Annotated in this window: 21 protein-coding genes; 9 read left to right on the forward strand and 12 right to left on the reverse strand. The window is 35.5% G+C overall.

Annotation, left to right across the window (positions count from 1 at the left end; all coding sequences use genetic code 11):
• Positions 1-46: 46 nt before the first annotated feature.
• From ABEB31_RS09720 to ABEB31_RS09740, 5 genes are all read right to left on the reverse strand, one after another.
• Complete coding sequence (locus tag ABEB31_RS09720; RefSeq protein WP_347051351.1) at positions 47-4,864, reverse strand: PorP/SprF family type IX secretion system membrane protein; 4,818 nt, start codon at positions 4,862-4,864, stop codon at positions 47-49.
• 1 nt (position 4,865) lies between these two features.
• Positions 4,866-6,290, reverse strand: a complete 1,425-nt coding sequence (sprC, locus tag ABEB31_RS09725; protein WP_347051352.1) for a gliding motility protein SprC — start codon at positions 6,288-6,290, stop codon at positions 4,866-4,868.
• Positions 6,287-6,694: a hypothetical protein gene (locus tag ABEB31_RS09730; protein WP_347051354.1), complete on the reverse strand. Its 408-nt coding sequence runs from the start codon at positions 6,692-6,694 to the stop codon at positions 6,287-6,289. The genes sprC and ABEB31_RS09730 overlap by 4 nt, the downstream gene beginning before the upstream one ends.
• A 101-nt stretch (positions 6,695-6,795) precedes the next feature.
• On the reverse strand, positions 6,796-8,088 hold the full coding sequence (locus ABEB31_RS09735) for a hypothetical protein (protein ID WP_347051356.1): 1,293 nt from the start codon (positions 8,086-8,088) through the stop codon (positions 6,796-6,798).
• A 191-nt stretch (positions 8,089-8,279) separates the two neighbouring features.
• Complete coding sequence (locus ABEB31_RS09740) at positions 8,280-8,732, reverse strand: hypothetical protein (protein WP_347051357.1); 453 nt, start codon at positions 8,730-8,732, stop codon at positions 8,280-8,282.
• A gap of 429 nt (positions 8,733-9,161) precedes the next feature.
• Here ABEB31_RS09740 and ABEB31_RS09745 point away from each other — a divergent pair, with 429 nt between their 5' ends.
• The 4 genes from ABEB31_RS09745 (at position 9,162) to recA (ending at position 12,483) form a co-directional block, all read left to right on the forward strand.
• Entirely contained in the window at positions 9,162-10,310 is a 1,149-nt protein-coding gene (locus tag ABEB31_RS09745) for a DNA polymerase III subunit (protein WP_347051359.1), read from the forward strand.
• 7 nt (positions 10,311-10,317) lie between these two features.
• The gene (locus ABEB31_RS09750; RefSeq protein WP_347051361.1) at positions 10,318-10,701 is read left to right on the forward strand and encodes a DoxX family protein; all 384 of its coding nucleotides are present in this window, start codon (positions 10,318-10,320) and stop codon (positions 10,699-10,701) included.
• 88 nt (positions 10,702-10,789) lie between these two features.
• Positions 10,790-11,299, forward strand: a complete 510-nt coding sequence (locus ABEB31_RS09755; RefSeq protein WP_347051363.1) for an acyl-CoA thioesterase — start codon at positions 10,790-10,792, stop codon at positions 11,297-11,299.
• Positions 11,300-11,475: 176 nt separating this feature from the next.
• Positions 11,476-12,483 (forward strand): recombinase RecA, encoded by a 1,008-nt coding sequence (gene recA / locus ABEB31_RS09760; protein ID WP_347051670.1) that lies wholly within the window; start codon positions 11,476-11,478, stop codon positions 12,481-12,483.
• 549 nt (positions 12,484-13,032) lie between these two features.
• Here the strand turns inward: recA and ABEB31_RS09765 are convergent.
• Entirely contained in the window at positions 13,033-13,779 is a 747-nt protein-coding gene (locus ABEB31_RS09765; RefSeq protein ID WP_347051364.1) for a lysophospholipid acyltransferase family protein, read from the reverse strand.
• A 281-nt stretch (positions 13,780-14,060) separates the two neighbouring features.
• Between ABEB31_RS09765 and trpS the strand changes: the two genes are divergently transcribed.
• A complete protein-coding gene (trpS, locus tag ABEB31_RS09770) occupies positions 14,061-15,035 on the forward strand; it encodes a tryptophan--tRNA ligase (RefSeq protein WP_347051366.1) in 975 nt (324 codons plus the stop codon).
• Positions 15,036-15,048: 13 nt separating this feature from the next.
• On the forward strand, positions 15,049-15,462 hold the full coding sequence (locus tag ABEB31_RS09775) for a hypothetical protein (protein ID WP_347051368.1): 414 nt from the start codon (positions 15,049-15,051) through the stop codon (positions 15,460-15,462).
• A 246-nt stretch (positions 15,463-15,708) separates the two neighbouring features.
• Here the strand turns inward: ABEB31_RS09775 and dprA are convergent, their stop codons facing one another.
• Positions 15,709-16,809, reverse strand: coding sequence for a DNA-processing protein DprA (gene dprA, locus ABEB31_RS09780; protein WP_347051671.1), 1,101 nt, complete (start codon positions 16,807-16,809; stop codon positions 15,709-15,711).
• A gap of 233 nt (positions 16,810-17,042) precedes the next feature.
• On the opposite strand from dprA, the gene ABEB31_RS09785 reads away from it, so the two are divergent.
• The 3 genes from ABEB31_RS09785 (at position 17,043) to ABEB31_RS09795 (ending at position 19,517) form a co-directional block, all read left to right on the forward strand.
• Positions 17,043-18,014 (forward strand): HU domain-containing protein, encoded by a 972-nt coding sequence (locus ABEB31_RS09785; protein WP_347051370.1) that lies wholly within the window; start codon positions 17,043-17,045, stop codon positions 18,012-18,014.
• A 137-nt stretch (positions 18,015-18,151) separates the two neighbouring features.
• Positions 18,152-18,979, forward strand: coding sequence for a hypothetical protein (locus ABEB31_RS09790; protein ID WP_347051372.1), 828 nt, complete (start codon positions 18,152-18,154; stop codon positions 18,977-18,979).
• Positions 18,980-19,076: 97 nt separating this feature from the next.
• Positions 19,077-19,517 carry a hypothetical protein gene (locus ABEB31_RS09795; protein ID WP_347051373.1) on the forward strand — a complete coding sequence of 147 codons (441 nt, stop codon included), beginning with the start codon at positions 19,077-19,079 and terminating at the stop codon, positions 19,515-19,517.
• 40 nt (positions 19,518-19,557) lie between these two features.
• On the opposite strand, the gene ABEB31_RS09800 is transcribed toward ABEB31_RS09795, so the two are convergent.
• The 5 genes from ABEB31_RS09800 to mnmG form a co-directional block, all read right to left on the reverse strand.
• Positions 19,558-20,319, reverse strand: a complete 762-nt coding sequence (locus tag ABEB31_RS09800) for a hypothetical protein (RefSeq protein ID WP_347051375.1) — start codon at positions 20,317-20,319, stop codon at positions 19,558-19,560.
• 78 nt (positions 20,320-20,397) lie between these two features.
• Positions 20,398-22,677: a helix-turn-helix domain-containing protein gene (locus ABEB31_RS09805; protein WP_347051376.1), complete on the reverse strand. Its 2,280-nt coding sequence runs from the start codon at positions 22,675-22,677 to the stop codon at positions 20,398-20,400.
• 104 nt (positions 22,678-22,781) lie between these two features.
• Positions 22,782-23,366: an OmpH/Skp family outer membrane protein gene (locus ABEB31_RS09810; protein ID WP_347051378.1), complete on the reverse strand. Its 585-nt coding sequence runs from the start codon at positions 23,364-23,366 to the stop codon at positions 22,782-22,784.
• Positions 23,367-23,562: 196 nt separating this feature from the next.
• Positions 23,563-24,411, reverse strand: a complete 849-nt coding sequence (locus ABEB31_RS09815; protein ID WP_347051380.1) for a class I SAM-dependent methyltransferase — start codon at positions 24,409-24,411, stop codon at positions 23,563-23,565.
• A 178-nt stretch (positions 24,412-24,589) separates the two neighbouring features.
• Positions 24,590-26,461 carry a tRNA uridine-5-carboxymethylaminomethyl(34) synthesis enzyme MnmG gene (gene mnmG / locus ABEB31_RS09820; protein ID WP_347051382.1) on the reverse strand — a complete coding sequence of 624 codons (1,872 nt, stop codon included), beginning with the start codon at positions 26,459-26,461 and terminating at the stop codon, positions 24,590-24,592.
• Positions 26,462-26,593: the final 132 nt, after the last annotated feature.

The raw sequence follows: 26,593 nt of genomic DNA on the forward strand, positions 1-26,593 counted from the left end.
TTATTTCTAAGTCTCTCTCAGCTTTTAAGAGAGACTGGTATCTTTATTAATTTTCGACTTTTACGATAGCCATTTTTCCGTTATACGGTTTACTTCCCTTAGCTTCTAATGCTTTTGTTGCCTCTTGTAAACCTTCAAACTTCTCGTAATAGATATAATATTTACTTGTTGTCACATTGTAAAAGAAATTAACATCTGAACGTCCTGCAGCAACCGCTTTAGTTAAGAATTCGTCACGTTTCTCAACACTGTTGTGTACTGCAATAATCATATAGTAACCACTGTCAGAATTTTTAATATTCTTAATAATCTGCATATTAGACTGATCTTCCCCAAAATCAAAATCACTTGCTTTTAGCGGTGTACTGCTTAATTTCGTTGTTTCTTTAATACGTTTAAGAGCGGCAACGTCCTGTGCATATCTTCCCTGATCATTTTCATAAGCCGCACGTTTGATTCTACGTTTACGCTCAATCTCAGTCTCGGTTTTAATACGCTCTAAATTGGCTAATAAAGCGGCGCTGTCTTGTTCCATTTTCAACTGAGTCGCTTTTAACTCATTGATTTTATCTAAATATGCCTTGTTTAAAGGATCATTTTTAGGGAATTTTTTAAGCCTTTCATTATATAAATCTGACAGCTTCGCAATCTCATTTTTCATGCTGGTATTTGCCTCAGCAATCTGTAATTTTAAAGCTTCAATCTGACTATTTTCTGCCGCTACACTTTTGAATGGTTTTGGCTCTTTGTAAATTCCTTTTTCACTTAAATCATTCTCTTCTTTCAAATCATCTAAATCTTTCTGCTTATTAGCAACAGTCGCGCTAAATTGCTTCAATAACTCGATTTGGGTTTTACCAACATTTGCAATAGATTTTGTTAACTCATCCATTGCTTTTGCAGTTGCATCTTTATTTGCGGCTTCGGCTGCCAGTCTTGCAGCAAGTGCTTCAGCATCTGCTTTGGCTTTTGCATCGGCTGCCAGTTTAGCCTGACGGGCTTCTTCCTCAGCTCTGGATTTCTCTTCTGCTGCTTGTTGTATTTTTAAAGCTTCAGCATCGGCTTTGGCTTTTGCATCAGAAGCTAATCTTGCTTTTTCTGCTTCTGCGTCGGCTTTTGCTTTGGCATCTGCCGCCAGCTTAGCCTGACGTGCTTCTTCAGCCAATCTTGCTTTTTCTTCAATAGCTTGTTTAGCCGCAAGTGCTTCTGCATCTGCTTTGGTTTTAGCTTCTGCTGATAATCTTGCTTTTTCTGCTTCAGCATCGGCTTTCGCTTTTGCATCGGCTGCTAATTTCGCCTGACGTGCTTCTTCAGCTAATCTCGCTTTTTCCTCATTCGCCTGTTTAGCAGCAAGTGCTTCTGCGTCTGTTTTGGCTTTGGCTTCAGCTGCTAATCTTGCTTTTTCTTCGTTGGCCTGTTTGGCTATTAAGGCATCTGCATCTGCTTTTGTTTTAGCATCAGCTGCTAATTTAGCCTGACGTGCATTTTCTTCTTCCTGTAATTTTTTAGCTTCTGCATCTGCTTTTGCTTTAGCAGTAGCTTCTGCATCTGCTTTTACTTTTGCATCTGCTAATAATTGTGCTTGTAAAGCCACCATATCTGCTTTTGCTTTTGCATCTGCAGCGAGTTTAGCTTCCAGAGCTTCTGCATCTGCTTTCGCTTTTGCATCGGCTGCTAATTTCACCTGACGAGCCTCTTCTTCAACTCTTGCTTTTTCGTCAGCCGCTTGTTTCGCTTGTAAAGCCTCTGCATCGGCTTTCGCTTTGGCGTCAGCCGCTAATTTTGCTTGTAAAGCTTCAGCGTCTGCTTTGGCTTTTGCATCGGCAGCTAATTTTGCTTGTAAAGCCTCAGCGTCTGCTTTGGCTTTTGCATCGGCAGCTAATTTCGCCTGACGAGCCTCCTCTTCAACTCTTGCTTTCTCATCAGCCGCTTGTTTTGCTTGTAAAGCTTCTGCATCGGCTTTCGCTTTGGCGTCTGCTGCTAATTTTGCTTGCAAAGCTTCAGCGTCTGCTTTGGCTTTTGCATCGGCAGCTAATTTCGCCTGACGAGCCTCCTCTTCAACTCTTGCTTTTTCATCAGCAGCTTGTTTTGCCTGTAAAGCTTCTGCATCGGCTTTCGCTTTGGCATCTGCCGCTAACTTCGCTTGTAAAGCCTCAGCGTCTGCTTTGGCTTTTGCATCTGCTGCTTGTTTTGCTTGTAAAGCTTCTGCATCGGCTTTCGCTTTTGCATCTGCCGCTAACTTCGCCTGACGTGCATCTTCTGCTTCCTGTAATTTTTTCGCTTCAGCTTCTGCTTTCGCTTTAGCTGTAGCTTCTGCATCTGCTTTTACTCTGGCATCAGCAATTAACTTAGCTTGTAAAGCTTCCATATCTGCTTTTGCTTTTGCGTCTGCAGCAAGTCTTGCTTGTTCTGCTTCTGCATCGGCTTTTACTTTTGCTTCTTCTGCTAATCTTATTCTTTCTGCTTCAGCATCTGCTTTCGCTTTCGCATCTGCTTCTAATTTTGCTTTTGCAGCAGCTTCTGCATCGGCTTTCGCTTTTGCATCAGCAACCAGTTTTGCCTGCAGTGCTTCAGCGTCTGCTTTGGCTTTTGCTTCGGCATTTAATTGTGCCTGACGTGCTTCTTCAGCTTGTCTTATTTTCAAGGCTTCTGCATCTGCTTTTGCTTTCGCTTCGGCGGCTATCAGAGCCTGTCTTGCTTCTTCATCTGCTTTTGCTTTCGCTTCGGCAGCTAATCTCTCTTTAAGAGCAGCTTCTTCTGCCGCTTTTGCTTTTGCATCGGCCGCTAGTTTCGCTTTGTTGGCTGCATCAATAGAAGTTTTAGTCTTAGCTTCTGCCGCAGCTTTCGCTTTAGCTTCTGCGGCCAATCTTGCCTGCAGCGCATCTGAGTCTGCTTTTGCTTTTGCATCTGCAGCTAAGATCGACTGCATGTCTGCCGCTTCTGCTTTTGCTTTTGCATCTGCTTTACGTTTTGCCTCGGCAGCATCGGCTTTTGCTTTATTATCTGCAATCAGTTTTAATCTTGCTGTTTCTGCATCTGCTTTCGCTTTTTCTGCAGCAGCCAATCTTGCCTGTCTCGCTGCTTCTGCATCTGCTCTTGCTTTATCGGCAGCTAACTGAGCAGCTGTTTTTTGTGGAGCCGGAGCTGTTTTTGCAGCTTCTGCTTTGGCTTTAGCTGCTGTTTCTGCATCTGCCTTCGCTTTTGCATCTGCTGCTAATTTTAATTTCATCGCTTCGGCATCAGCTTTAGCTTTATCAGCTGCTAACTGAGCCGGTGTTTTTTGTGGAGCCGGAGCCGCTTTTGCTGCGTCTGCTTTTGCTTTAGCAGTATTTTCTGCATCGGCTTTTGCTTTTGCATCGGCTGCTAATTTTAATTTCATAGCTTCTGCATCGGCTTTTGCTTTATCCGCAGCTAGCTGAGCTTGTGTTTTTTGTGCAGCAGTAGCTCCCGGTTTGTTTGCTACGGCCTGAGCTCTTGCTGCAGCTGCAGCATCTACTCTTGCTTTATTGTCTGCTGCTAATTTTATTCTGCGCTCTTCTGCATCAGCTCTTGCTTTGTCTGCCGCTAATTGCGCTTGTGTCTTTTGTGTTGCTGCCACTGCTCTGTTTGCCGTTGCAGTTTGCGTTCTTGCTGCGGCAGCTGCATCGGCTTTGGCTTTTGCATCTGCTGCTAATTTTATTTTGATAGCTTCAGCGTCTGCTTTAGCTTTATTGTCTGCTTCCAGTTTTGCTCTCGCTGCAGCTTCGGCATCAGCCTTCACTTTTTCTGCAGCAGCAAGTCTTGCTTTTTTAGCTTCAGCATCTGCAACTGCTTTTGCATCTGCGGCCAGCCTTGCTTTTTCAGCACCATCTACTCTTGTAACCTGAGCTGTAGTTTTTGGTTTTGCAATTACGGCTTTTGGTTTTGCAGGATCTATAAGAGAACCTTCGTCTTCATCTGCGTAATAGTAATTTCTGTTTTTAAATCTGTAGGCAATAGCAAATTCATGTGATCCTCCTAAATTGGAGAAATTGCCCATTCCTCTTTCATAATTGTATTCAATAGCAATGCTCGGAGAAATATTAACCCCAAGTCCTGCCGAAACTCCGTATAATGTGTTATATCCAGCCTGTGCCCAAATTCCTTGTTGAAGAGTAAGCATTCCAAGTCCGGAAATAACTGTTTTGTCTTTTTTAATTTCTGTTTTTACAATTCCGGAAAATCTGCTTCTGTCAAAGAAACCGAAACTGTCAATGTAACCTGTGTACATGGCGTGTAACTCAATAGCTCTTTCCGGATCTTCCTGAACCATTCCTGAACCTAAGTTATAAAGTACTAAGTTGTTGATCGATAAACCGAAATCTAAAAATGCTGTACCGTAATTAATCCCCGGATTTATCGTAAGCAAGGTACTTTTCGGAAAATCTCCTGTTAAAATATCTGAATCGTCAGATACAATTTTTCCTGTGTTTAATCCGCTTTGGTAAAAACCGGCGTTTAAACCAAAAGTTAAATTACTTTCCTGATCTAAAACAATATTGTGGGCAAAGTTTCCTACTCCGCCAAACACTGTCATTAAACCATAATTCTGTTGAAACAAACTGAAAGCAAAAGCTTCATTTTCTTTGAAACGTCCCGAATAACCAAAAATATAAGTGTTTGGAGCGTCTTCAAATTGTGTCCATTGTCTTTTGTTATAAAAACTGATATATGGATTTGCTTCCCGAACAAAACTGAACGTCGGGTTAATTAAATATCTGTTAAATTTCAGAGAATTTCTGATCGGTAATGAAAACGAAACAACTCCATTCTCAGAAGCTTCCTGGGAATAGAGTACTATTGAAAAACCGCAAAATAAAGTGACGAATAGTAAAATTTTCTTCATATTATTTTATCACAGTTATTGATCCTTTTTTTTCACCTGCATCGCCTTTGATGACATAGTAATATACTGGATTTACATTTTTAAAATCTATACTGTTTTGAGGCCAGTCGCCTTGGTAATTAAATACGTCAAGCACCTTATCTCCGTTTGAACTAATAATGATGACTTGTGTATTTGCATTTTTGTATTCATCCGGAATATTCCAGTACGGATTCATTCCGTTTAATTTTATGATATTTGGAATAACACTGGAAGGTCCTGAATCACCATTTATACGAAATGAAAATTCTCTTTTTGCCGTACACCCAGAAGCCTGGGAAATTATTACTTTATAATTACCCTTTACTGAGAGCGTATATGTATTACCTGTTTCTCCTGTAATTAGATTATTATTCAGATACCACTCGAATTTAGGACTTGTTGCATCGGTTGTAACCGTTACAGTTACTGATTCACCTTCGCTGATTTTGTAACCGTCTTGAGCATCGATACTTGCTTCAAATCCATTACTTTGAAGATTAATAGAACCTGTAGCTTTACAACCACCAAAATCAACTTCTACTGTATATAATCCGGATTCATTTGTAGAATAAGTACGGGTAGTTACGCCTGAAAGTACTGTTCCGTCTTTTTTCCATACATAACTATTTCCTGAAGTTGCTGTTAACACCGTTCCCGTTCCGCTGCCGCAAAAAGGATTTCCAAGACTGGAATTAATTGTTACTCCTGCTCCTGAAGACGAACTTCCTACGGCAATATGATTAGAACTAAAGTTTGGATCTGTACATTCTCCATAATCAATAGTAACATAATAATCACCCGTTGCATTTACGGTTAACGTTTTACCACTTTGTCCTGCGATAGCGGCACCATCTTTAAACCATTTGTATTTTAATTTTTCGATATTTAATGGAGATGTTGCATTGGCATCTATTGAAAGGGTTATAGTACCGCCAGAACAAATAATAGCACTGGTTTCCTTGTTATTAATTGAAAATGATGATTCATAATCTTTAAAATAAGCAGGGAAAGAAGTGTTACCTAAAGAATTTTTGTACCTCACACTGGTATAACCTGTTGAGGTTTTGATTCTTAAACCGTAAGTATCAGAACCAACAAGATTTACCGGTACTGCAAATTTTATAGTTTTTTGCGTTACCGATAAATCAGTTGTCTGTAATAATGTTGTAGCTATAGGATTATTGGCTGTATCTACAAGTTCTACAGCGAATGTCGTGCCTGCCGGGAAATTTACATAGCTAAATGTTGCAAAAAATTCATTAAAAGAATTACCTGCGCACAGTTTCTCCAAACCATCTAATTGCTGAGGCACAATAGTTTGGGCATGCATTTTCGCTTCAGCAAACAAGAATATGCCAAATAAAAATAAGAATTTAGTAAAAGATAAAGTAATTTTTCGAATCATATAGTGCGAGTTCTTGCTAGATCTATACGCTCAAAAAACAAAATATCAATGAATGTTTCAGAGAAATCATACTTGTAATTTTCAATTATATCTTTTGCAAGAATTGAAGTTGAAGTAATCGTTGAATTCTCCTGACAATCGCCAGATACACTATTTGGCTCAGCTGCTATAGTAAGGCTGTCCTTGGGGTTGGACATCCCTACTATAAACTGATTAAATTTGTCTGAATTGCTGTTTGTAACAACAGCGTTATTATTAATTTGGTTTACATTACCTAAAGTTAATGTGCAACCAGAATCAGCAGCCTGTGTAGGTTTATCTGCTGTATTCTGTGCATATAGAGTTAACGATATAGGCGAAACCAAAAATATTATATATAAAAAATATTTTTTCGTAGATACCATTATGTTTTGATCTTTATTTGAGCCCTAAGAGACGATACATAAATTGTGTCTGGGGACTTAATTAATAAAATTTACGCGTGGGAAATAAAAATCGAAACTATTTATCTGTTACCGCTTGAAGCCGTGATTTTTCCTAATTGTAGTCTGAAGTCTGGTTTTTTAGGATTGAACATATCAATAAATGTTTCTTTGTTGTCACTTTGTGAGTAAACATTAAAGAAAACACTGTTTCCATACCAGCTCTCTAAATCTTCGTTATTAGAATTGTACTCTGTAAAGATATTTCCGTTACATAAGTTGAAGTACATTTCCTCAAATTTGATTTTTTTAAGGTTGGCATCATTGATTTCAGTTTTGCTGTCTAATAATACTGCAGGGTTAAATCCGGAGATTACACTTCTTTTCATCTCAAGAGAAGCATTTTCAGCTACATATACTGCTTCTTTTACAAGACCAGCCTGAATGTCTGCTTTAATGTTTTCGCTGTCATTAACCATTGTGATATTACTTGCAACAACTAAAGTTTGTTTTTTAGTGAAATCTGTTTCACTTTTCTTCTCAAAAGATTTAACCTCCATACAACGAGATCCGTCTTTGGTACTTGAGAAATAAGAAGATCTAACTGCTAAAGAGTTAAAGAAACGACATTGTACTCCTTGTGTGAATTTAAAGTCATCATTAACAGATTTGTAAGAAACAAATTTTGTAGCATTTAAGTCACCACCTAAGATTCCGAAAGAATCTCCGCCGGCATAACTTACCATAATGTTTTCAAGAATTGTTTTGTTTCCAACAGCAGCAAGAGTTAAACCATTAAAAGTATCCACTCCTTTTACTTTTTTACCAGCAAATTCAATTCTTACGAATCTTAAGATTCCGGAATTTGAGGCAACGTTGTCTCCTCCGTAAGTAGTAAGAGTTGGATCAAGATCAAGGTTATAAGAACCTACATTTCCAAATTTATTAATTGGAGCATCTCCAAGGATTACAATTCCACCCCAATCACCAGCTTTTTTCATGCTTCTGTTTGAAGTAAATACAATTGGATCTGTTTCTAAACCGTCTGCAACTAGTTGCGCACCTTTTGTAACTACCAATGTTCCTTTTGTTTCGAAATCACCAATAATAACAGTTCCCGGTTCAATAGTTAAAACAGCATTATTTGTAACATATACGTTTCCTTGCAAAACGTAAATATTTCTTTTCAGCAATTTAGTATTAACAGAAATATTTCCTGCTAAAATTTGGTTTGCTTCTCCATAGTCAACTTTGTTAGGCTTAAACTCGGTCCAGTTGTTTAACCAATTCGTGTAGCCCATAATTCCTTTCTCTTGTTGAGCACTCATACTCGTAACTGTCAAAAGAACGCAGATTAATTGAGTAATTTTTTTCATGATAAGGGGGTATTACTGTTAATAATAAATTTGGGTATGCGTAAATGAAAAAACTCCTCACGGGCATTCCGAAATTTATGCGGACAGCCCGGGAGTGAGTTATTTTTTATTTTGTTTTTCATAGTGTACAAATAAATTTAAATCATTTACGCAAACACTGTAAAAAAGGTTTTAAAAAATATAAGCTTTTATTACATTTCGTTCAAATCGTTGAACTCGTGTAATGATTTCAATGTACTTTCGTAGAATAAGATTGCGGCAATTAGATTTCCTTTATCAGAGTAAGGCATCATTTTTCTTTGAAACTCTACAGTGGTATCCAAAAATGTTGTTGTACCAACTGCCTGAGCATCCAATACTTTTTTGTGCTCACTATCGTCCGGAATACCTAAGTCGGCCATAGTTACACCTGGTTTAGTAACCAAAGCAATGTAAGGGAGAGTTTTTACTAAAACTTTAATACGCTCAATGTATAATTCCAAAAGCTCTCCTTTTTGCATACCACTTAATTCTTTTTGATCATGGTATTTACGGATAAGCGCAGTTGTACTAATAATACTTCTTGGTGCGTTTTTGGCCTGTGCTGTTACAGCCGCTGTAGTTAACATTAAAAAAGCACTAAATAAAATAATTTTCCCTTTCATAGATTCTTATTTATAATTGGTTGTTGAAAAACAAAAATATATAATTTAACTTAAATTACAACTGGAATGAATTTTTTTTTCAAAAAAAAATCTTAAAAAAAACTTAAAAAATCGCTTTATGTCGAGAAAATGTGCGTTTTAACGCGCTTTTTGTTAAAAACCGAAACCCGCTATATGTAAGAGATTCGCTATGATATTTGAAAATTTACTCTCTTAAATAATCAAAAAAACCTTACGTTTGTCGTTTTTAGAAAAAAAATATTAACAAAAAAATCTTCATATCTGCTCAGCTTGAGTGATTTATTAACAAAGTTGTGTCAAAATCCATCCAGAAATTTCAAAAAATAATTTCGCTTTTTTAAATTATTGCTCATAAATAATCTTATCCTGAAAATTTCTGACTCTGTCATTTTCTACTATCTTTGTTCCATGCAATTTTCTCAAATTTTAGGTCAAGATTACATCAAAAGCCACTTGATAAAAAGTGCTGCTTCTGGTAGAATTCCTCATGCACAATTATTTGTCGGTCCCGAAGGAAGCGGGACATTAATTACCGCCATTGCCTACGCACAGTACATTTTATGCAGTAACACCGGCGAAGAAAATTCAAACGGAAACGATTCCTGCAATCTTAAGTTTGACAATCTTTCTCATCCCGATCTGCATTTTATTTATCCCACTGTAACCACCGAAGATGTAAAAACAAAACCCAAAAGTTTAGATTTTATTCAGGATTGGCGCGGTTTTATTCAGGAAATGCCTTACGGAGGTTTATTTGACTGGTATAAAATTCTCGGCGTGCAGAATAAACAGGGAGAAATTCGTGTTGAAGATGCACAGGAAGTTTTAAAATCGCTTGCGCTGAAATCGTATGAAGGCGGTTATAAAATCATGATAATCTGGATGGCCGATAAAATGAATATTGCTGCTTCCAACAAGCTTTTAAAACTTTTAGAAGAACCATCAGACAAAACGATGTTTATTCTGATTTCTGAAAATGAAGAAGATATTATACAAACCATCCGTTCGAGATGTCAGGTAATTCACTTTAACGGACTTCCGGAAAAAATTATCGCAGAAGCCTTGGTGGCTCAGGAAAATATAGACCCTAACTTAGCCAAAAAAATCGCGCATCAGGCACAGGGCAATTTTAGTAAAGCATTGCATTTATTAAAAGAAGATGATGATGAATTGCCTTTTGAGCAATGGTTTGTAAATTGGGTCCGCGCCGCCTTTAGAGCAAAAGGAAACGCCGCCGCGATTCAGGATCTGATTTCCTGGAGCGAACAAATTGCTGCGCTGGGGCGCGAAAGTCAAAAAAAATTCATTCATTATTGTATCGAAATGTTCCGACAAGCTTTAATGCTCAATTATCAGGCACCTGCTTTGGTATACATCGAACCAAAAGTGGATAAATTTAAATTGGAAAATTTTGCTCCGTTTGTCAACGGAAATAATATTCACGAAATATTTAAAGAACTTTCAGATGCTCTCTATCATATCGAAAGAAACGGAAATGCAAAAATAATTCTGACCGATTTATCTATCAAACTAACGCGTTTAATTCATAAAAAATAGTTTTAAAATGAATAATGTTGCCTCAATACTGCTTCTGGCATTTTTAGCTTTAACATTCTTACAGTCAGGTTACGAAAAAATATTTTACTGGAAAGATAATGTCTCGTGGCTTAAAGAACACTTCGCTAAGACACCATTGAAAAATCAGGTTCCGCTGGCTCTTTTACATTTGTTGATTTTGGAATTGATTCCCGGAATTTTATGTATCGTTGGCGGCATTCAATTACTCACCAACAACGGAAGAGAATTTGGATTTTACGGTGCTGTCTTTTCCTGCATCTGTTTGTTAATGATGCTTTTCGGACAAAGACTTGCAAAAGATTACGATGGTGCCAGAACCATTGTCATCTATTTTATACCAGCTGTAATGGCTGTTTACTGGCTGAATTAAAAGCGACACTGTTTTAAAAAAATAGCCACAAATTCACAGATCCTGATCCGTTTATGCTGTGGCAAAAATAAATTTATTATTCAAAAAAATGAATCCAAAACATCCATCAGAATCCCTTACCATTTTAACCGACTTAGTTTTACCGAGCGAAACAAATCCTTTAAACAATCTTTTCGGAGGCGAACTATTAGCCCGAATGGACCGTGCAGCAAGTATCGCCGCCCGCAGACATTCCCGCCGAATTGTAGTAACAGCTTCTGTAAATCATGTTGCTTTTAACAGAGCCATTTCTCTGGGAAGCGTTGTAACGGTAGAAGCAAAAGTTTCAAGATCATTCAAAAGTTCAATGGAAGTCTTTATTGATGTGTGGGTAGAAGACCGCGAATCGGGAAACCGAACCAAAGCCAACGAGGCGATTTATACTTTTGTAGCCGTTGATGATACAGGAAGACCGGTAGAAGTCCCTCCAATTGTACCGGAAACTGACTTGGAAATACAGCGATTTGACGCTGCGCTGCGCCGTAAACAGCTGAGTTTATTGCTTGCCGGAAAAATAAAACCTTCAGATGCTACAGAATTAAAGGCGTTATTTTTGTAGTACAATTTGTGACAATTTGTAACAACCGGATAGAACTAAACTTCAAAAAAAAGAAGTAGTTTTGCATTATTACAAGCCTGATACAAATCTAAATCAAGAAGATATTAAAATTTCTGATTTGTTTTGAGAATGAAAAAATTATAAAATTTTACATGAAAGAAAAAGAAAAAGAAAAGATGAGTTCAGAAAAAGATGCAAAATTAAAAGCGCTACAACTTACGCTTGACAAATTAGATAAAACTTACGGGAAGGGAACCGTAATGAAAATGGGCGATAAAGCCATTGTAGAAGTAGAAACTATTTCTTCTGGTTCTCTTGGAGTAGATTTAGCTCTTGGAGTTAATGGGTATCCAAAAGGAAGAATCATTGAAATATATGGTCCGGAATCTTCAGGAAAGACTACTTTGACCCTGCATGCAATTGCAGAAGCTCAAAAAGCGGGAGGAATTGCCGCTTTTATCGATGCAGAGCACGCATTTGACAGAAACTATGCAGAAAAATTAAATGTAGATATCGAAAATCTGATTATTTCTCAGCCAGACAACGGAGAACAAGCCTTGGAAATTGCTGAGAACCTAATTCGTTCAGGGGCTATTGACATTGTTGTAATTGACTCTGTTGCGGCTTTAACTCCAAAAAGTGAGATTGAAGGGGAAATGGGAGATTCTAAAATGGGTCTTCATGCTCGTTTAATGTCTCAGGCACTAAGAAAACTTACAGGAACTATCAGTAAAACAAATTGTACTGTTTTCTTTATTAACCAGCTTCGTGAAAAAATCGGTGTAATGTTCGGAAATCCCGAAACTACAACCGGAGGTAATGCACTTAAATTTTACGCTTCTGTACGTTTAGATATTCGTCGTTCATCTCAGATTAAAGACGGTGAAAACGTAATCGGAAACAGAACGAAAGTTAAAATCGTTAAGAACAAAGTTGCTCCACCATTTAAAACTGCCGAATTTGACATTATGTACGGAGAAGGAGTTTCTAAAACAGGAGAGATCTTAGATTTAGCGGTTGAATTTGACATTGTAAAAAAAGCAGGATCCTGGTTTAGCTACGGCGATACAAAATTAGGACAAGGACGTGACGCTGTTAAAACTTTAATTAAAGACAATCCGGAACTTGCTGATGAACTGGAAGTTAAAATTAAAGAGCATATCAAAGAATTGGCAAATGCATAAAAATAAGTCTGCCAGCAGACTCGCAAAAGCCGAAAGATCTAAGAATCTTTCGGCTTTTTTTTTATCCTGAAAATAAATAATGAAATAAGACGCAACCTTTTTTAAAATACATCATCTTATAAAAAAAGCAGTTTGTAATTGGTACTGCCATATATCAATTTGCAGTTTTTTTAGAATTTATATTGGTTGGTTATTTGATCAAAAAATCCGTTAGTTAGTACACTGACGGATTTTTATCAAATTTTTTTTCTTAATCTGCGCAACCTTTTTAATTTTTCTTCATCTATAATAATGTGACATTAACTTGAGTTATTATTTAAACTCTTTATTATCAGCTATTAATATTTTTAATCATGAAAGAAAAAATGGAATTGTTGTACAATAAAAACCGAAGAAAGACCAAATTGAAATTTAAAAAAGCATTGCGTTTTATTTCAGAGAAGATAATTCACAGATAATAACTTTTAAATAAAAATTGGGGGTTTTTAATTCAAAGCAAAAGCGGGCTGATTTTAGAAAAATCAGCCCGCTTTTAAATTTATTATAGTATTATTTCTTAGTACTAAATTCAATCAAAACGTTATAAATCAAAGTTCTGACTTTATCTCTCAACTCTTTTCTGTTCTCTGATGTGAAACCTGCAGTTTCTATAAAAGGCAGAATTCGGGCCCGCATTTTTCCGGGGCTGCCGCTTAAAAAAGTATAAGAAAATCGTTCTTTATTATCAGCAAAAACAACTGGCACAATCGGAATCTGATGTTCAATAGCCAGTCTGAAAGCACCGTCTTTAAACTCATCCAGCAAAATACTTTCATCATCCGGAACGCCTCCTTCCGGGAAAATGCAAATACTTAAACCCTGATTTAGACGGTCCTGAGCTCTTTTGAAAACCTCATTTTTACTTTTTGACGAATTTCTGTCAACCAGTATACAAGTTCTTTTATAAAAAAATCCGAAAAGCGGAATCTTCACCAGTTCTTTTTTCCCCACAAAAACAAAAGGATTTTTTATAAGTACCAGCATCAGCATAATATCGGTCATAGAAGTATGATTGGCCACAATCATATAACTTTTACCCTTAATGAGTTTTTGTTCGCGTTTTACAGTGTAGTAAAAACCCATTCCGAAAAGGATAATTTTAGCCCAGATACGGGCCATTTTAAAAAAATAAGGATATCCCTTCTCGGAGATAATAGAAACGAGTAAAAACGGCAACATAATTAAGATCGGAATCGCCATTAAAACGTAAAACCAAATGCGCCAAAGAATCCAAAAAGCAATTTTCAATATTTTCATAGATTCAAATGTAAGAAAGAGAAATGAATTCTATCCAAATAATTTTATTCGTTGTGATAATGAAGTTGTTCTCCAAAAAGGTTTAGTCCTAAATAATCTAATAAATTCAATTCAGACTCCAGGAAAATCATAAAGAATTTAACTCTACCGAAAAAACTCCTTACTCCCTTTGGTATAAACAACATTTATAGTAAAAATCCCTGTATGAATCGCGTATAAATCTTTGCGAGCTTTGCGGTTAAAAAAAACATTCCGACATTTGCGATTAAGAAATAAAAATAATGGCAAAAATACTTACCGGTGTTCAGAGTACAGGAACACCTCATTTAGGAAATTTATTAGGAGCAATTATTCCGGCGATTGAATTATCGAATAATCCAGCAAACGAATCTTATTTATTTATTGCTGATTTACATTCGATTACTCAGATTAAAGACGGAAAAACGTTAAGAGAAAACACATACAGCACTGCAGCCGCTTGGCTTGCGTGCGGATTGAATCCTGAAAAAGTTACTTTTTACAGACAATCGGATGTGGTTCAAACTACTGAATTAACCTGGTATTTAAGCTGTTTTTTTCCATTTCAGAGATTGACTCTGGCACATTCTTTCAAAGATAAAGCAGATCGTTTAGACGACGTAAACGCCGGACTTTTTACGTATCCAATGTTAATGGCTGCCGATATTTTATTGTATGATGCAGAATTTGTACCGGTTGGAAAAGATCAGTTGCAGCATTTAGAAATTACACGTGATGTTGCTGCGCGTTTCAATCATCAAATGGGTGAAACCTTTGTACTTCCGGAAGCTAAAATCGAGGAACACATTATGCTGATTCCGGGAACAAATGGCGGTAAAATGAGTAAATCTGCCAATAATATTATCAACATTTTCCTGGATGACAAGACATTACGTAAACAAGTAATGAGTATAGAAACAGACAGCACTCCGCTTGAAGATCCTAAAAATCCTGATACCTGTAACGCTTTCGCGATCTATGCTTTATTAGCAAATCAAGAACAAACGGAACAAATGAGAGCAAATTATCTGGGCGGAAATTACGGTTACGGCCACGCGAAACAAGCTTTGTTTGAATTGATTACAGAAAAATTTAAAACCGAAAGAGAAAAATACAACTATTATATGAATAACCTGGATGAAGTAGACGCTCTGTTAAAAATAGGTGCAGTAAAAGCTTCTGTTATCGCTGATGGTGTTTTAGCAAAAGTGAGAGAAGTTCTGGGATTTGGAAAATAAAAATAGCTTTTGGATGATGACAATCGAAGATGCGATTGAAGAATTGATGTATCAAAGCGGAAGTCATGAAAACTTTGAACATGAAAGGTGGCAAAATGGTTTTCTAGGTCATCTTCGGCCATTTCAAGGAAAATTGCGTGAAGAAAACTATCACTTAATTATGAAGGCTTTACAAGTCCTTGCACCAGAAATGGAAAAAGAATTTATAGATAAAAGAATCATAAGTGCCATAATGGGAATCTGCCATCTCGGTAGAATGTGGGCTATTCATCCTGAAGGAATGTTACAGAGTAATAAATTGATTTCCAAAGAACAAACATTAAAACTTGATGATTGGTTAGTTAATATATCTTACGCTGCTTTTTGTCTTTTAGATGGCGCGGGTGCTGAAGAAGCATTTTGGAGTTACAATGAGAATAATCAATAAATGAAATATTTAGATTTGAAAAGCTGACTAATAAAAGTCAGCTTTCTTTTTAGATTTAAATTATAATTTAGTAACTTCAAGTATATTAACCACTTAAAAAACAAAAAGATGAATAAATACATTGAAGATTACGATATACCGCCTTATTTATTTCAGATTCTGAATATATTCTTTGGGCTTTTGCTTATTTATATTTTATTCAGACTATTCAAGCACTTCAGAAGAAAATGATATATAATTTCCATTTTAAATGGCTTCAAAAAGTTTTCCGGGAAGAGGTCTTACTACACCTTTTAATTCCATATTAATCAGAATTCCAGACATTTTAAATATGGGAAAATCACAATCATATGCAATCGTGTCCAGCAATTCTTTGCCATTTTTTAAGAGGTAATCGTATATTTTTTGCTCATCCAAATCTAATTCTACAAATAACTGTTTTTGAATATTTTGCCCTTTTTGCTTAATGTCCCAATTTAGGATATAAACCAAATCTGCGGCACTGGTCAGTAAATTGGCTTTCTGGGTTTTAATCAGATTATTACAACCCTGACTGTACTTGTCCATAACTCTTCCGGGAACGGCAAACACATCGCGATTATAATCGTTTGCCATATTCGCAGTAATTAAGGAACCGCCTTTATCTGCAGATTCAATCACAATAGTAGCTTCGGTCATTCCGGCAACAATCCGATTTCTGCGTACAAATTTTTCCTTATCGGGATTAGAATCGCTCCAGAACTCGGTAATAAATCCACCATTTTCCTCCATTTTCGCCATATATTTTTTGTGCGTTCTTGGATAAATCTGATTTAAACCATGAGCCAAAACTCCAATTGTCTGCAAGCCATGATCCATAGCGGCCTGGTGTGCGACAATATCAACACCGTAGGCAAATCCGCTCACGATAATCGGATTTAGCGGCGCCAGTTCTTCTATCAATTTTCTACAGAAGTCGATTCCGTAAGCAGTGATTTGCCTGGTGCCCACAATGCTGATTATTTTTTTGTTGTTTAAGTCAATATTTCCCGCAGTAAAAATTAAAATTGGCGAGTCAATACAATGCTTGAGACGTGTGGGATATGTTTCATCCTGAAAAAAAGAAACCTGAATATTATTACGTTTAATAAACTGAAGTTCCTTTTCTGCTTTTTCAAAAATGCTTTTGTCTTTTAAATTTTTTAATAAGACAGCTCCAATTCCATCAACAGCAGCCAACTGCGTACTTTTGGCTTTAAAAATTTCAGAGGCCTTACCGAAACTGTTCAGCAATTTTTTTCCCATTATATCTCCTATTCCATCAACCTTAAGCAAGGCCAGCAGACTAAACAATTCCTGATCTGTCATCATAAACATTATGTAAAATAGAAAATCTATTTTTATTTTTTGAAGTCACAAATATCAATAAAACAAAGTAATTTCTTAATAAATTAACCAGATTTAATTTTGAATTAGACTTATGCATAACCATTTCCTTAATTAATTAATTGAATCTGAGTTGTCTAAAAATATTCTCGAATTGTTAATAAAAATTGTGAATAAAATTTTGATAACTATATGCGTTGTCTAACTTTGTTACTATGAAAATCGAAGTACATATTTCACAGTTATTGTATCGTTATCAGTGTGTAACGGTTCCCGGATTTGGTGCATTTTTAACCGAAACTTATTCGGCCCACCTAAATGAAAGCACTAATTCGTTTTTTCCTCCAAAGAAAACTATTTCTTTTAACAGCCGTATTAAAAACAACGACGGTTTGTTGGCAAATCATATTGCGCAGGCAGAGAAAACATCTTATGGTTTTGCTGTAAGTGCAATTGCTTTTGAGGTACTGAACTGGCAAAAAACGCTGGAAGAAAATGGCTTTGTATCTTTAAAAAACATCGGTGAACTGCGTTTAAATTCTGAAAGTAATATCGTTTTTACACCCAACGACCAGACCAATTATCTTGCAACTTCTTTTGGATTAAGTCCGTTTGTGTCTCCAATGGTGAAAAAAGAAATCTTCGAGAAAAAAATCGAAGAAATTGCATCAAAAGAAAAAGAAACTGTTTTATTGCATGAAAATGAAGAAGAAGCAAAATCTTCCAATTCGTTCCTGAGATACGCAGCAATTTTGGTTTTAGGACTTGGAATTACAGGAAGCATTGGTTATCCTTTATATCAAAATCAAATTGAAAACCAGACACTTTTAGTTGAGCAATCTGTTCAGAAAAAGGTTCAGAATAAAATTCAGGAAGCCACTTTTTTTATTAAAAGTCCGCTTCCGGCTGTAACCCTTTCTGTTGATTCGGCTAAAGTTGAAATAGTAGAACCAACTATGCCCTATCATATCATGGCAGGTGCGTTTAGAAGTGAACAAAATGCAAAAAAAGCCTATAAGCAGTTGATAAAAGATGGTTTTAAAGCTAGAATGCTAAAAGAAAACAAACACGGCTTGTTTCCTGTTTTATATGGAAGCTACGCTACAATGCGGGAAGCAGAACAAGCACAAAAAGAAATTCAGAAAGGCGAAAATCCGCAAGCCTGGATTTTGGTTGAAAACTTATAATTTACAATCCTGTTCTTCGGAACGGGATTTTTTTTGTCTTATTCTGTTTTTAAAATACCTTATTCGTCATATCTGCAAAAACTTCCTGACATAATTTAGATTAATTTTTTTTGGTTAATCAATCTATCAAAGTAAGTATGAAAAAAAAGGGACTCAAAATACTCATTTCAGCTATAAAAAATGCTCAAAAAACAGAATCAGACAGATGGTGGGAAACCTACACTAATAACATTTCAAATTTAGATTTTGAAATTGCAAAATCTGAAAATGCGATGTTTGATCTTGAAATAATTTCCCACAATAATATTTTTAAAAGAATAAAAGAAGCTGTTGGAAAAATTGATAAAAAAAGTGTCGTAAATAGTTTTTTATATAGTTTGAGTACACAAAAATTAGAATATCGTTCTTTCTTATCAAGCTATTGCATTGCTAAAGTTTTACCAGAACATGACTTTTTTGCATCTGATTTTCCAAACGAAAATATATGTCGTATTTGTGGATTGCGTCTATATCAATTGGAGAACCCTATAGATTTTAACTTATTTAATTATTTTAAACACCAAGACGGTTCATGCAATGATAACGCTGACTACATATTATTCGATTTAGAAAATTTCAAAAATTTTCCGAATGCCAATCCAGTAAGACAAGATTTTGAGATTCTCAATTGTTTAAAAGAGAAAATATCTAGTGCACAATATACTGATAGACCAAATAAGATAATTAATTTGATTAAAAATTGTATAAAATCAAATCAATATCAACGTCAGGCCATATTAGAGATATTTGGAATATGTGGAATTTTAAATAGTAATGAGCATGTTGGATATACAGAAAAATATATCACATATTTAGAACGAAAACGTAGACCAATTAGAAATGATGATATCCTATATCCTCTACGTTGGTGGGAAGGAAAATACGGAATAAATGAAAAAAATTGGAATTATTGGTTTAAGCAATAAGAGCATTCTGAATTTTGTCCTATTCTATTACTTTTAAAAATTTCTCTGGCACTTTCTGAAAATTTCATCCTCTAAATTCGTCCTTAAAAATCATATTATGGACAAAATTTTCAAAACCCTGATTGTGGTATTACTGCTTAACTCGCAATCTTTTTTTGCACAACAGGCTCAAACAATTGCAACACAAGAAATTGAATTGAAAAGAAATGAAGCTGAAACGCAGCGATTCTTAAAAGAGAGCCACAAAAAACTCGATGATAAAATTGATTTGCTCAAGAAGGAGCAAAAGGATTTAGAATTAAAAAAGAAAAACCTGACCAAGTCTGAAAGCAATTTAAAATCCACCAAAGATAAAATCGATAAACTGGAAATCGCCAATCAGAAATTGGAAAACAAGATAAATACAACTTCAATCTCTGACGAAGAAATTCAGAAGCAGAAAATTAAAGCAAAAGAAAATGATGTTGCCATCCAAAAGTTGAAATTAACCAAAATCACCCAGGAAAAAGAACTGGAAAAAGCAATGTCTGCGCTGTAAAAAAGAAATCCGAATTCGATTGAATCCGGATTTTTTTTGTTTATCGTGAAACAATTTTAGCGTTTTGCGAAAGTATCTCTTTACCGGACTGATAAATAATCAATATCGCCTGAGGAGAATCTTTTTCTCCCAAAACGATAAAATGACATTCGTATCTGAAATTGCCTTTTTTAAATTTGTAATGATGATTTCCGCCTGTTCCATCAGCAGTGAAAACTCCTTTTTCGATAATTAAATCCGGAGCTTCTGTCATTTTCTTTTTGACCGACCATGAAGCATATCGGTAATTGTTGTTTCCCAAATCATCAATTCGGATTCTGAATTTGGAAGTTTCTAAAACAGCAACGGGTTCTTTAAAAGTCGCAATTTTAGAATTTACCGCTTTTTTCTGCGAAGCAATCAAAGAATTTTTTTTCTTTTTTTCTACCACAGATTGGTAATTTACGGCTGTAATTTTTCCGTCAGTATCCATCCATAAATCACCCTGATTTAGCATTATGCCGCGCCAGCCCATTTCTGACCAGTCTTTTACAGGATCTGATTTTATTATTTTTCCAATTAAGACAGTATCAAAGATTTCATTATACCTTTTTAAAAAATCGGTTTTATTATTTATTGATGGAATTGGATAATCACGTTTTAGCGGATAATTAATTTGTTTAGAAATTGCTTCTTTATTTCCACTTTTTACGTCTGAAATAAATTTAGAAACGAATTTTTGGTATTCTGGTTTGAGATCCTGCGCGTTTGAAATTTGCGAACTAAAAATCAAAACCATTAAAAATGATTGAAGTGTTTTCATGTCAAAAAATGCTTTAATGCGTTATAAATTAGATTTTTAAAAACTAGAAGTACTGTTTCACGTGGGACCTAAATCAAATTAATTAATGCTTGCCTTAAACATTTTTAATTCGTCCCAGGTAAATTCGTCGCCATGTTTTTCCTTCAAACCATTCAAAGATTCTTCCTGATAAAACTGAAATGCCTCACGCAGCGCCAAAATTTTATCATAAGGCATAACATCGCTAATTTCTATTTTTTTGGACTGAATCAGTTTTATCAAATGTGTCCCGATGGTTTGTACTGTCAATTTACGCATTCTCGCGATATCTTCAACAGAATATTTTTCTAACCATAAATCATGCGTTTCTTCAACGGTCGTTTTTTTAGCCGTTTTAAGCTCATTTTTTTCTGCCCGGGCTGACTTATATCGGACGACCGGCTCTTCTATCCGGAAAATGTCTGTATTTGTTATTTTAAGCTCATCGCGAATCTTTTCCGCTTTATTATTTTTGTAATTTTTAATAATCGGAGATGATAACTTTTCCTTACTGATTGCCTCTCCCGAAACCATAACCTCCATCAACAATCTGGCTTTCATTAACCGTAAAACCGCTTTCGTCTGAAGATCTTCCAGGAAAGTAAGTTCTTCGTAATATTCTTTAACTTTCTTAAATTTCTGTATTTCAGCCATTTTATAAATCAGATCCTCTACGAGTTTGTCCATGGGTTTAAAGAAATAATCATAAGCCGCTTCTACCCTTTCTTTCACAAAAAACAAATCAACCGTTTCTTTGATAAAAATTTTATTGAGCTGATTGATGAATTTTTGTGAGGGATCTAAAAGCTGTTCAAACGTATCCATGCGTTTGTGCGCCCAAACCGAGTGTTTTGATTTTTCTGAACCGGCTGCATTTTCATTATAACTAAAACGATGGTTTCGCCATTCCTGTGCCAATTCTATCCAGTTAAAACTGTTTATCAAATAGTTATGAATAAAATTTTTAGTTTCAAAATGTAATGACTTTTCGAGACTTTCCTCAGTCGCTTTATTCAAAGCATAATCCATCACATCCTGATCGTTCGAAATACCATTCATCTGCATCGGAGAAAGCAAAATAAGCCCATTTAACGAACGCAAACGTGAAAGTGCTACATAGGCCTGCCCGGGCAGAAAAACTTGCGATACATCGAGTGCAGCTCTGTCAAAAGTGAGACCCTGACTTTTGTGAACTGTAATTGCCCACGCAAGTTTGATTGGATAATGCGCAAAAGTTCCCATTATTTCCTCTTCAATTTCTTTGGTCTGCTCGTTGACTTTGTAGCGGATATTTTTCCATTCGTACTTTTCGACTTCGAGTGTTATATTCTCCTCCGGAAAATGCACAAAAATTTCTTCGTCTGAAAGGGATTTCACAATTCCCATTTTTCCGTTGAAATATCTTTTTTCGAAAGACAAATCATTCTTAACAAACATGATCTGTGCACCGACTTTCAGTTTTAATTCTTCTTCTACGGGAAATATCTTTTCCGGAAAATCTCCAACTACAAAAGGGGTAAAAACATATTCCTTTCCATCTAAGTCATTGATTGCCTGTATATTGATGGAATCAGCTTTAGCATTATGCGTGGTCAGGGTGATATAACCTTTATTCTCCTTAAAGTCAAAATCTGGCTTAACATACTGATTTAGAACACTTATGTCTTGTGGAGTAATTTGATTATTTCTCAAATTATTCAAAACAGAGATAAAGGCATCGTCGGTCTGCCTGTAAATTTTCGATAATTCGATATAAATCGGAGGATATTGCTGCAGCACATGAGAATGGAAAAAGAATTTTCCACGGTAATAATTTTTTAGTGTACGCCATTCCTCATCGCGAATCACAGGAGGCAATTGTAATAAATCCCCAATAAACAAAACCTGAACGCCTCCAAAAGGCTGCGCGTTTCTTCGCACCGACTGCATCATAAAATCTACCGCATCGAGAAGATCTGCACGCAGCATACTCACTTCATCAATAACGAGCAATTCCATGTTTCTAATTACATTTCGCTTTAAATTGTTCATTTTAAAATGACGGCGAAGCGATTCTTTGTTTTCAAATTTTACAGTCTCGGTAAATTGCGCGTTTCCTTCAAAAGTTGGAATAAACGCTGAAAAAGGCAACTGAAACATAGAGTGAATAGTTACCCCACCAGCATTTAAAGCAGCAATTCCGGTGGGTGCCACAACCACGGTATTTTTGTGCGTAGTCGCAATAATTTCGCGAAGAAGCGTCGTTTTTCCTGTTCCAGCTTTTCCTGTCAGGAAAATGGACTTTTGCGTTTGATTGATGAATTGTAAAGTGTAAGCTGCAGCTTCTGAAACGTTTTGCATTTGGCCTGAATTAAAAAATAAAATTACCGCATTTTTATAAAAAGAAAAAAACCTAAATCTTAGTGGATTTAGGTTTTCAGTAATTTAGTTAGTTTGGTGTGTTCTTATTTTTTTGCTTCGCCTTCTTTAGTTTCAGCTGCCGGTTTAGCATCTGTTTTTGGCTCTGCTTTATATTTATCATTTAATTCTTTAATGATAGTTTTTGTAATATCATATTTATCTTCAGCATACAAGACAGATGCAGCATCTCCAGTTCCGTAGATATAAGAATAACCGTTTTTCTTTCCGTATTCTTTGATGAATTTCTTAACTCCGCTAACAAGAGAATCCATTTCAACACCGCTTTCTTGTTGCAATTGTTGCGCTAATGCCTGTTGAGCATAACCTAATTGTTGCTCTCTTTTTTGTAATTCTGCTCCTCGTTGTTGTGCCCATGCTTGTCCGTTGGCTTGAGCCTGACTTTGAAAATTAGCAGCATCTTGTTTAAAACGTGAAATCTCAGCCTGTAATTGTCTTCCTTTCTCTTCTGCCTGAGCTTTATACTTTGCCTCTAGATCTTTTGCCTCAGTGTACTCTTTCATTAAAACCGAAGTATCCACGTAAGCTGTTTTTACTTCCTTTACCTCTGCTGTTTTATTACAAGAAACTGCAAAAACTGAAAGTGCGATAATAACTAATGCTTTTTTCATTTTTTTAATTCTATTTTTTTTAAGTATTGATGACAAAAATATAAAAAAATCAATAGGATTGACATAAACTTTATAAAATGCGTAAATTTTATGATATTGATTTTATTTATGATAAAAATAATAGCTATAATTAGTCACTATTATCCTTAATTAGGCTTTTTTATGCCCATACTGTACTCTTATTTTAATTCTAAACCTATTTATTTTTAATAACGTAAATATGTGAAGAATATTCTTTGGTAGTCTTAGCTTTTAAATTTGATTTTAATCCGATCCACACAGCTTTGAAATAATTCATTTTTCCTGACTTATATTTCTCCGATAAAAGGCTGACGTAAAAAGAATCAAATTTCATTGGAAGCACTTTAACTAAATCCATATCTACTCTTTGGAAAAGTAATTTTATTGATTTTTTTGAAAAATGCCAAAAGTGAATGGGAACATCATAAGCGGCCCAATATGCATCATAATGATTAGCATCAAATGATTTAAAATTTGGAACCGCAACAATTAATGTTCCAGTTGGTTTTAGCAATCGTTTCAATTCGTTTATCTGAGCATCTAAATCCGGAACATGTTCCAAAACGTGCCACATTGTAATTACATCAAATGAATGATTTTCTAGAACTACGGTTTCATCTACAAATGCGATTCCTTTTTGTCTCGCAATATTTTTTGCTTTTTCACTAGGTTCTATACCAATTGTTTCCCAACCGTTATTTTTAGCTGTTAGCAAAAAATCACCCGTTCCGGCTCCAATATCCAAAATTTTACCTTTATGAACTTGTTCTTTATTAATAAGATTCAATTTATTCTGAAGCGCAATATTTTTTACAAAATGATATGCTTTTTCAAATAAGGAACGTTTATTATCAGTGTGCGAAATGTAATCTTCACTTTCATAATATTTTCCAAGGCTTTTCAATTCTGGTTGGGGAGAAGTAATTAGCATATCTAACTCTTCATCATAATACAAATCGAAAACCTCTTTTGACACAGAATGGTCTTTAACAGTAAGAAAATGTTTTTTATTTAAAACGTCCATTTATAATTATAGATATTGGTTATTGTAGTAAATCCTAAAAATGAAATATCACTTTTAGGATCTTTTTATTGTATAATATTTATTGAAATAGTTTCACGTGGAACATAGCTTCTATTTCAATTTTAGGGTTTCACGTGGAACAAAAAATGAAAACTTAAACCTGAAACTTGAAACATTTTTATCTCCCCATATAAATCAAAAGTACTGAAATATCACTCGGTGAAACTCCACTTATTCTGGAAGCCTGAGAAATCGTTACCGGACGAATCTTACCCAACTTCTGTCTTGCTTCAATCGACATCGATTTGATTTTCTCGTAATCGAAATTTTCAGGTATTTTGACATCTTCTAAACGATTAAGCTTATCCGCGTTATTTCTTTCTTTCTCGATATATCCCGAATATTTAACCTGAATAACAGCTTGCTCAACAATTTCCTCATCTAAATCATTTTCTTCGATATAAGAAGAAACCTTTTCAAATTTCAACATATCCTCTAATTCAATTTGAGGACGAGAGAAAATTTTAAACATCTTATCTCCCTGCGAAATTGTGGCTGATTCTTTTGCTTCTAAAATTGGGTTCGTTTCTGCGACACTTACACTTGTTTCTTTAAAAAATGAAACCATCTTTTCAGATTCGTTTAATTTACGTTCCATTCTTCGCAAACGATCTTCTGATGCTAAACCAATTTCATGCGACATTGGTGTCAATCTAAAATCAGCATTATCCTGACGTAACAATGTTCTGTATTCTGCTCTTGATGTAAACATACGATACGGCTCTTCAGTTCCTTTTGTGATCAGATCATCAATTAGTACTCCAATATAGGCTTCGTCACGTTTCAAAATTAAAGGCGCCTTTTCATGAACTTTTAAATGCGCATTTATTCCCGCCATCAAACCTTGTGATGCTGCTTCTTCATATCCTGTTGTTCCGTTTATTTGTCCGGCAAAATATAAACCTTCAACCAACTTTGTTTCCAAAGTATGTTTCAATTGTGTTGGAGGAAAAAAATCATATTCGATTGCATAACCAGGGCGAAAGAATTTTACTTTTTCAAATCCTGCAACAGAACTCAAAGCTTTAAATTGAATATCTTCAGGAAGCGATGTCGAAAATCCGTTTACATAAACTTCACATGTATTCCATCCCTCTGGCTCTACAAATAATTGGTGACGCTCTTTATCTGCAAAACGATTTATTTTATCTTCAATCGAAGGGCAATATCTCGGACCTAGACTTTTGATTCTTCCATTAAACATTGGCGAACGGTCAAAACCTTCTCTCAAAATATCATGCACATCTAAAGAAGTGTAGGTCATGTAACAAGAACGCTGATGCGTTAAAGGAGTCGTCATATCTGAATAAGAAAACTTATCTGGCTTCGCATCTCCTTTTTCTTCATTCATTTTCGAATAATCCAGAGAACGTCCATCAACACGTGGCGGCGTACCGGTTTTCATTCTTCCTGCTTCGAAACCTGCTTTAATCAAATCTTCGGTAATCCCCGTTGCAGCACTTTCTCCTGCTCTACCTCCTCCGAATTGTTTTTCTCCGATATGAATCAAACCATTCAAAAAAGTACCATTTGTTAAAACGACAGACTTCGCTTTGATTTCTACACCAAGCGAAGTTCTTATTCCTTTTATTTTTCCGTTCTCAATAATTAACCCTTTAACCATTTCCTGATAGAAATCAAGATTTGGAGTTTTCTCCAGCATCATTCTCCATTCTTCTGCAAAACGCATTCTGTCACTTTGTACTCTCGGTGACCACATTGCAGGACCTTTCGACTTATTCAACATTTTAAATTGAATTGCCGTGCGATCTGAAACAATTCCCGAATATCCTCCAAGAGCATCAATTTCACGAACAATCTGTCCTTTTGCAATTCCACCCATCGCAGGATTACAAGACATTTGCGCAATGTTCTGCAAACTCATTGTTACCAATAAAGTTTTTGATCCCAAATTTGCAGCCGCTGCCGCGGCTTCAGAACCTGCATGACCTGCACCCACTACAATTACATCGTATTCTTCTAAAAACATTTTGTTTTATTTTCTCTGGAAATCGTTATGCTGATTTTCAGAATTACAATTATTATATTTTTTGTTCCACGTGGAACGTGTTTATTTTTTTTTGTTTCAGGTTTAAAGTTTCAGGTATATACAGAAACTTCA

It is taken from the genome of Flavobacterium olei, from assembly GCF_039749035.1.
In the GTDB taxonomy this organism is placed as follows: Bacteria; Bacteroidota; Bacteroidia; order Flavobacteriales; family Flavobacteriaceae; genus Flavobacterium; species Flavobacterium olei.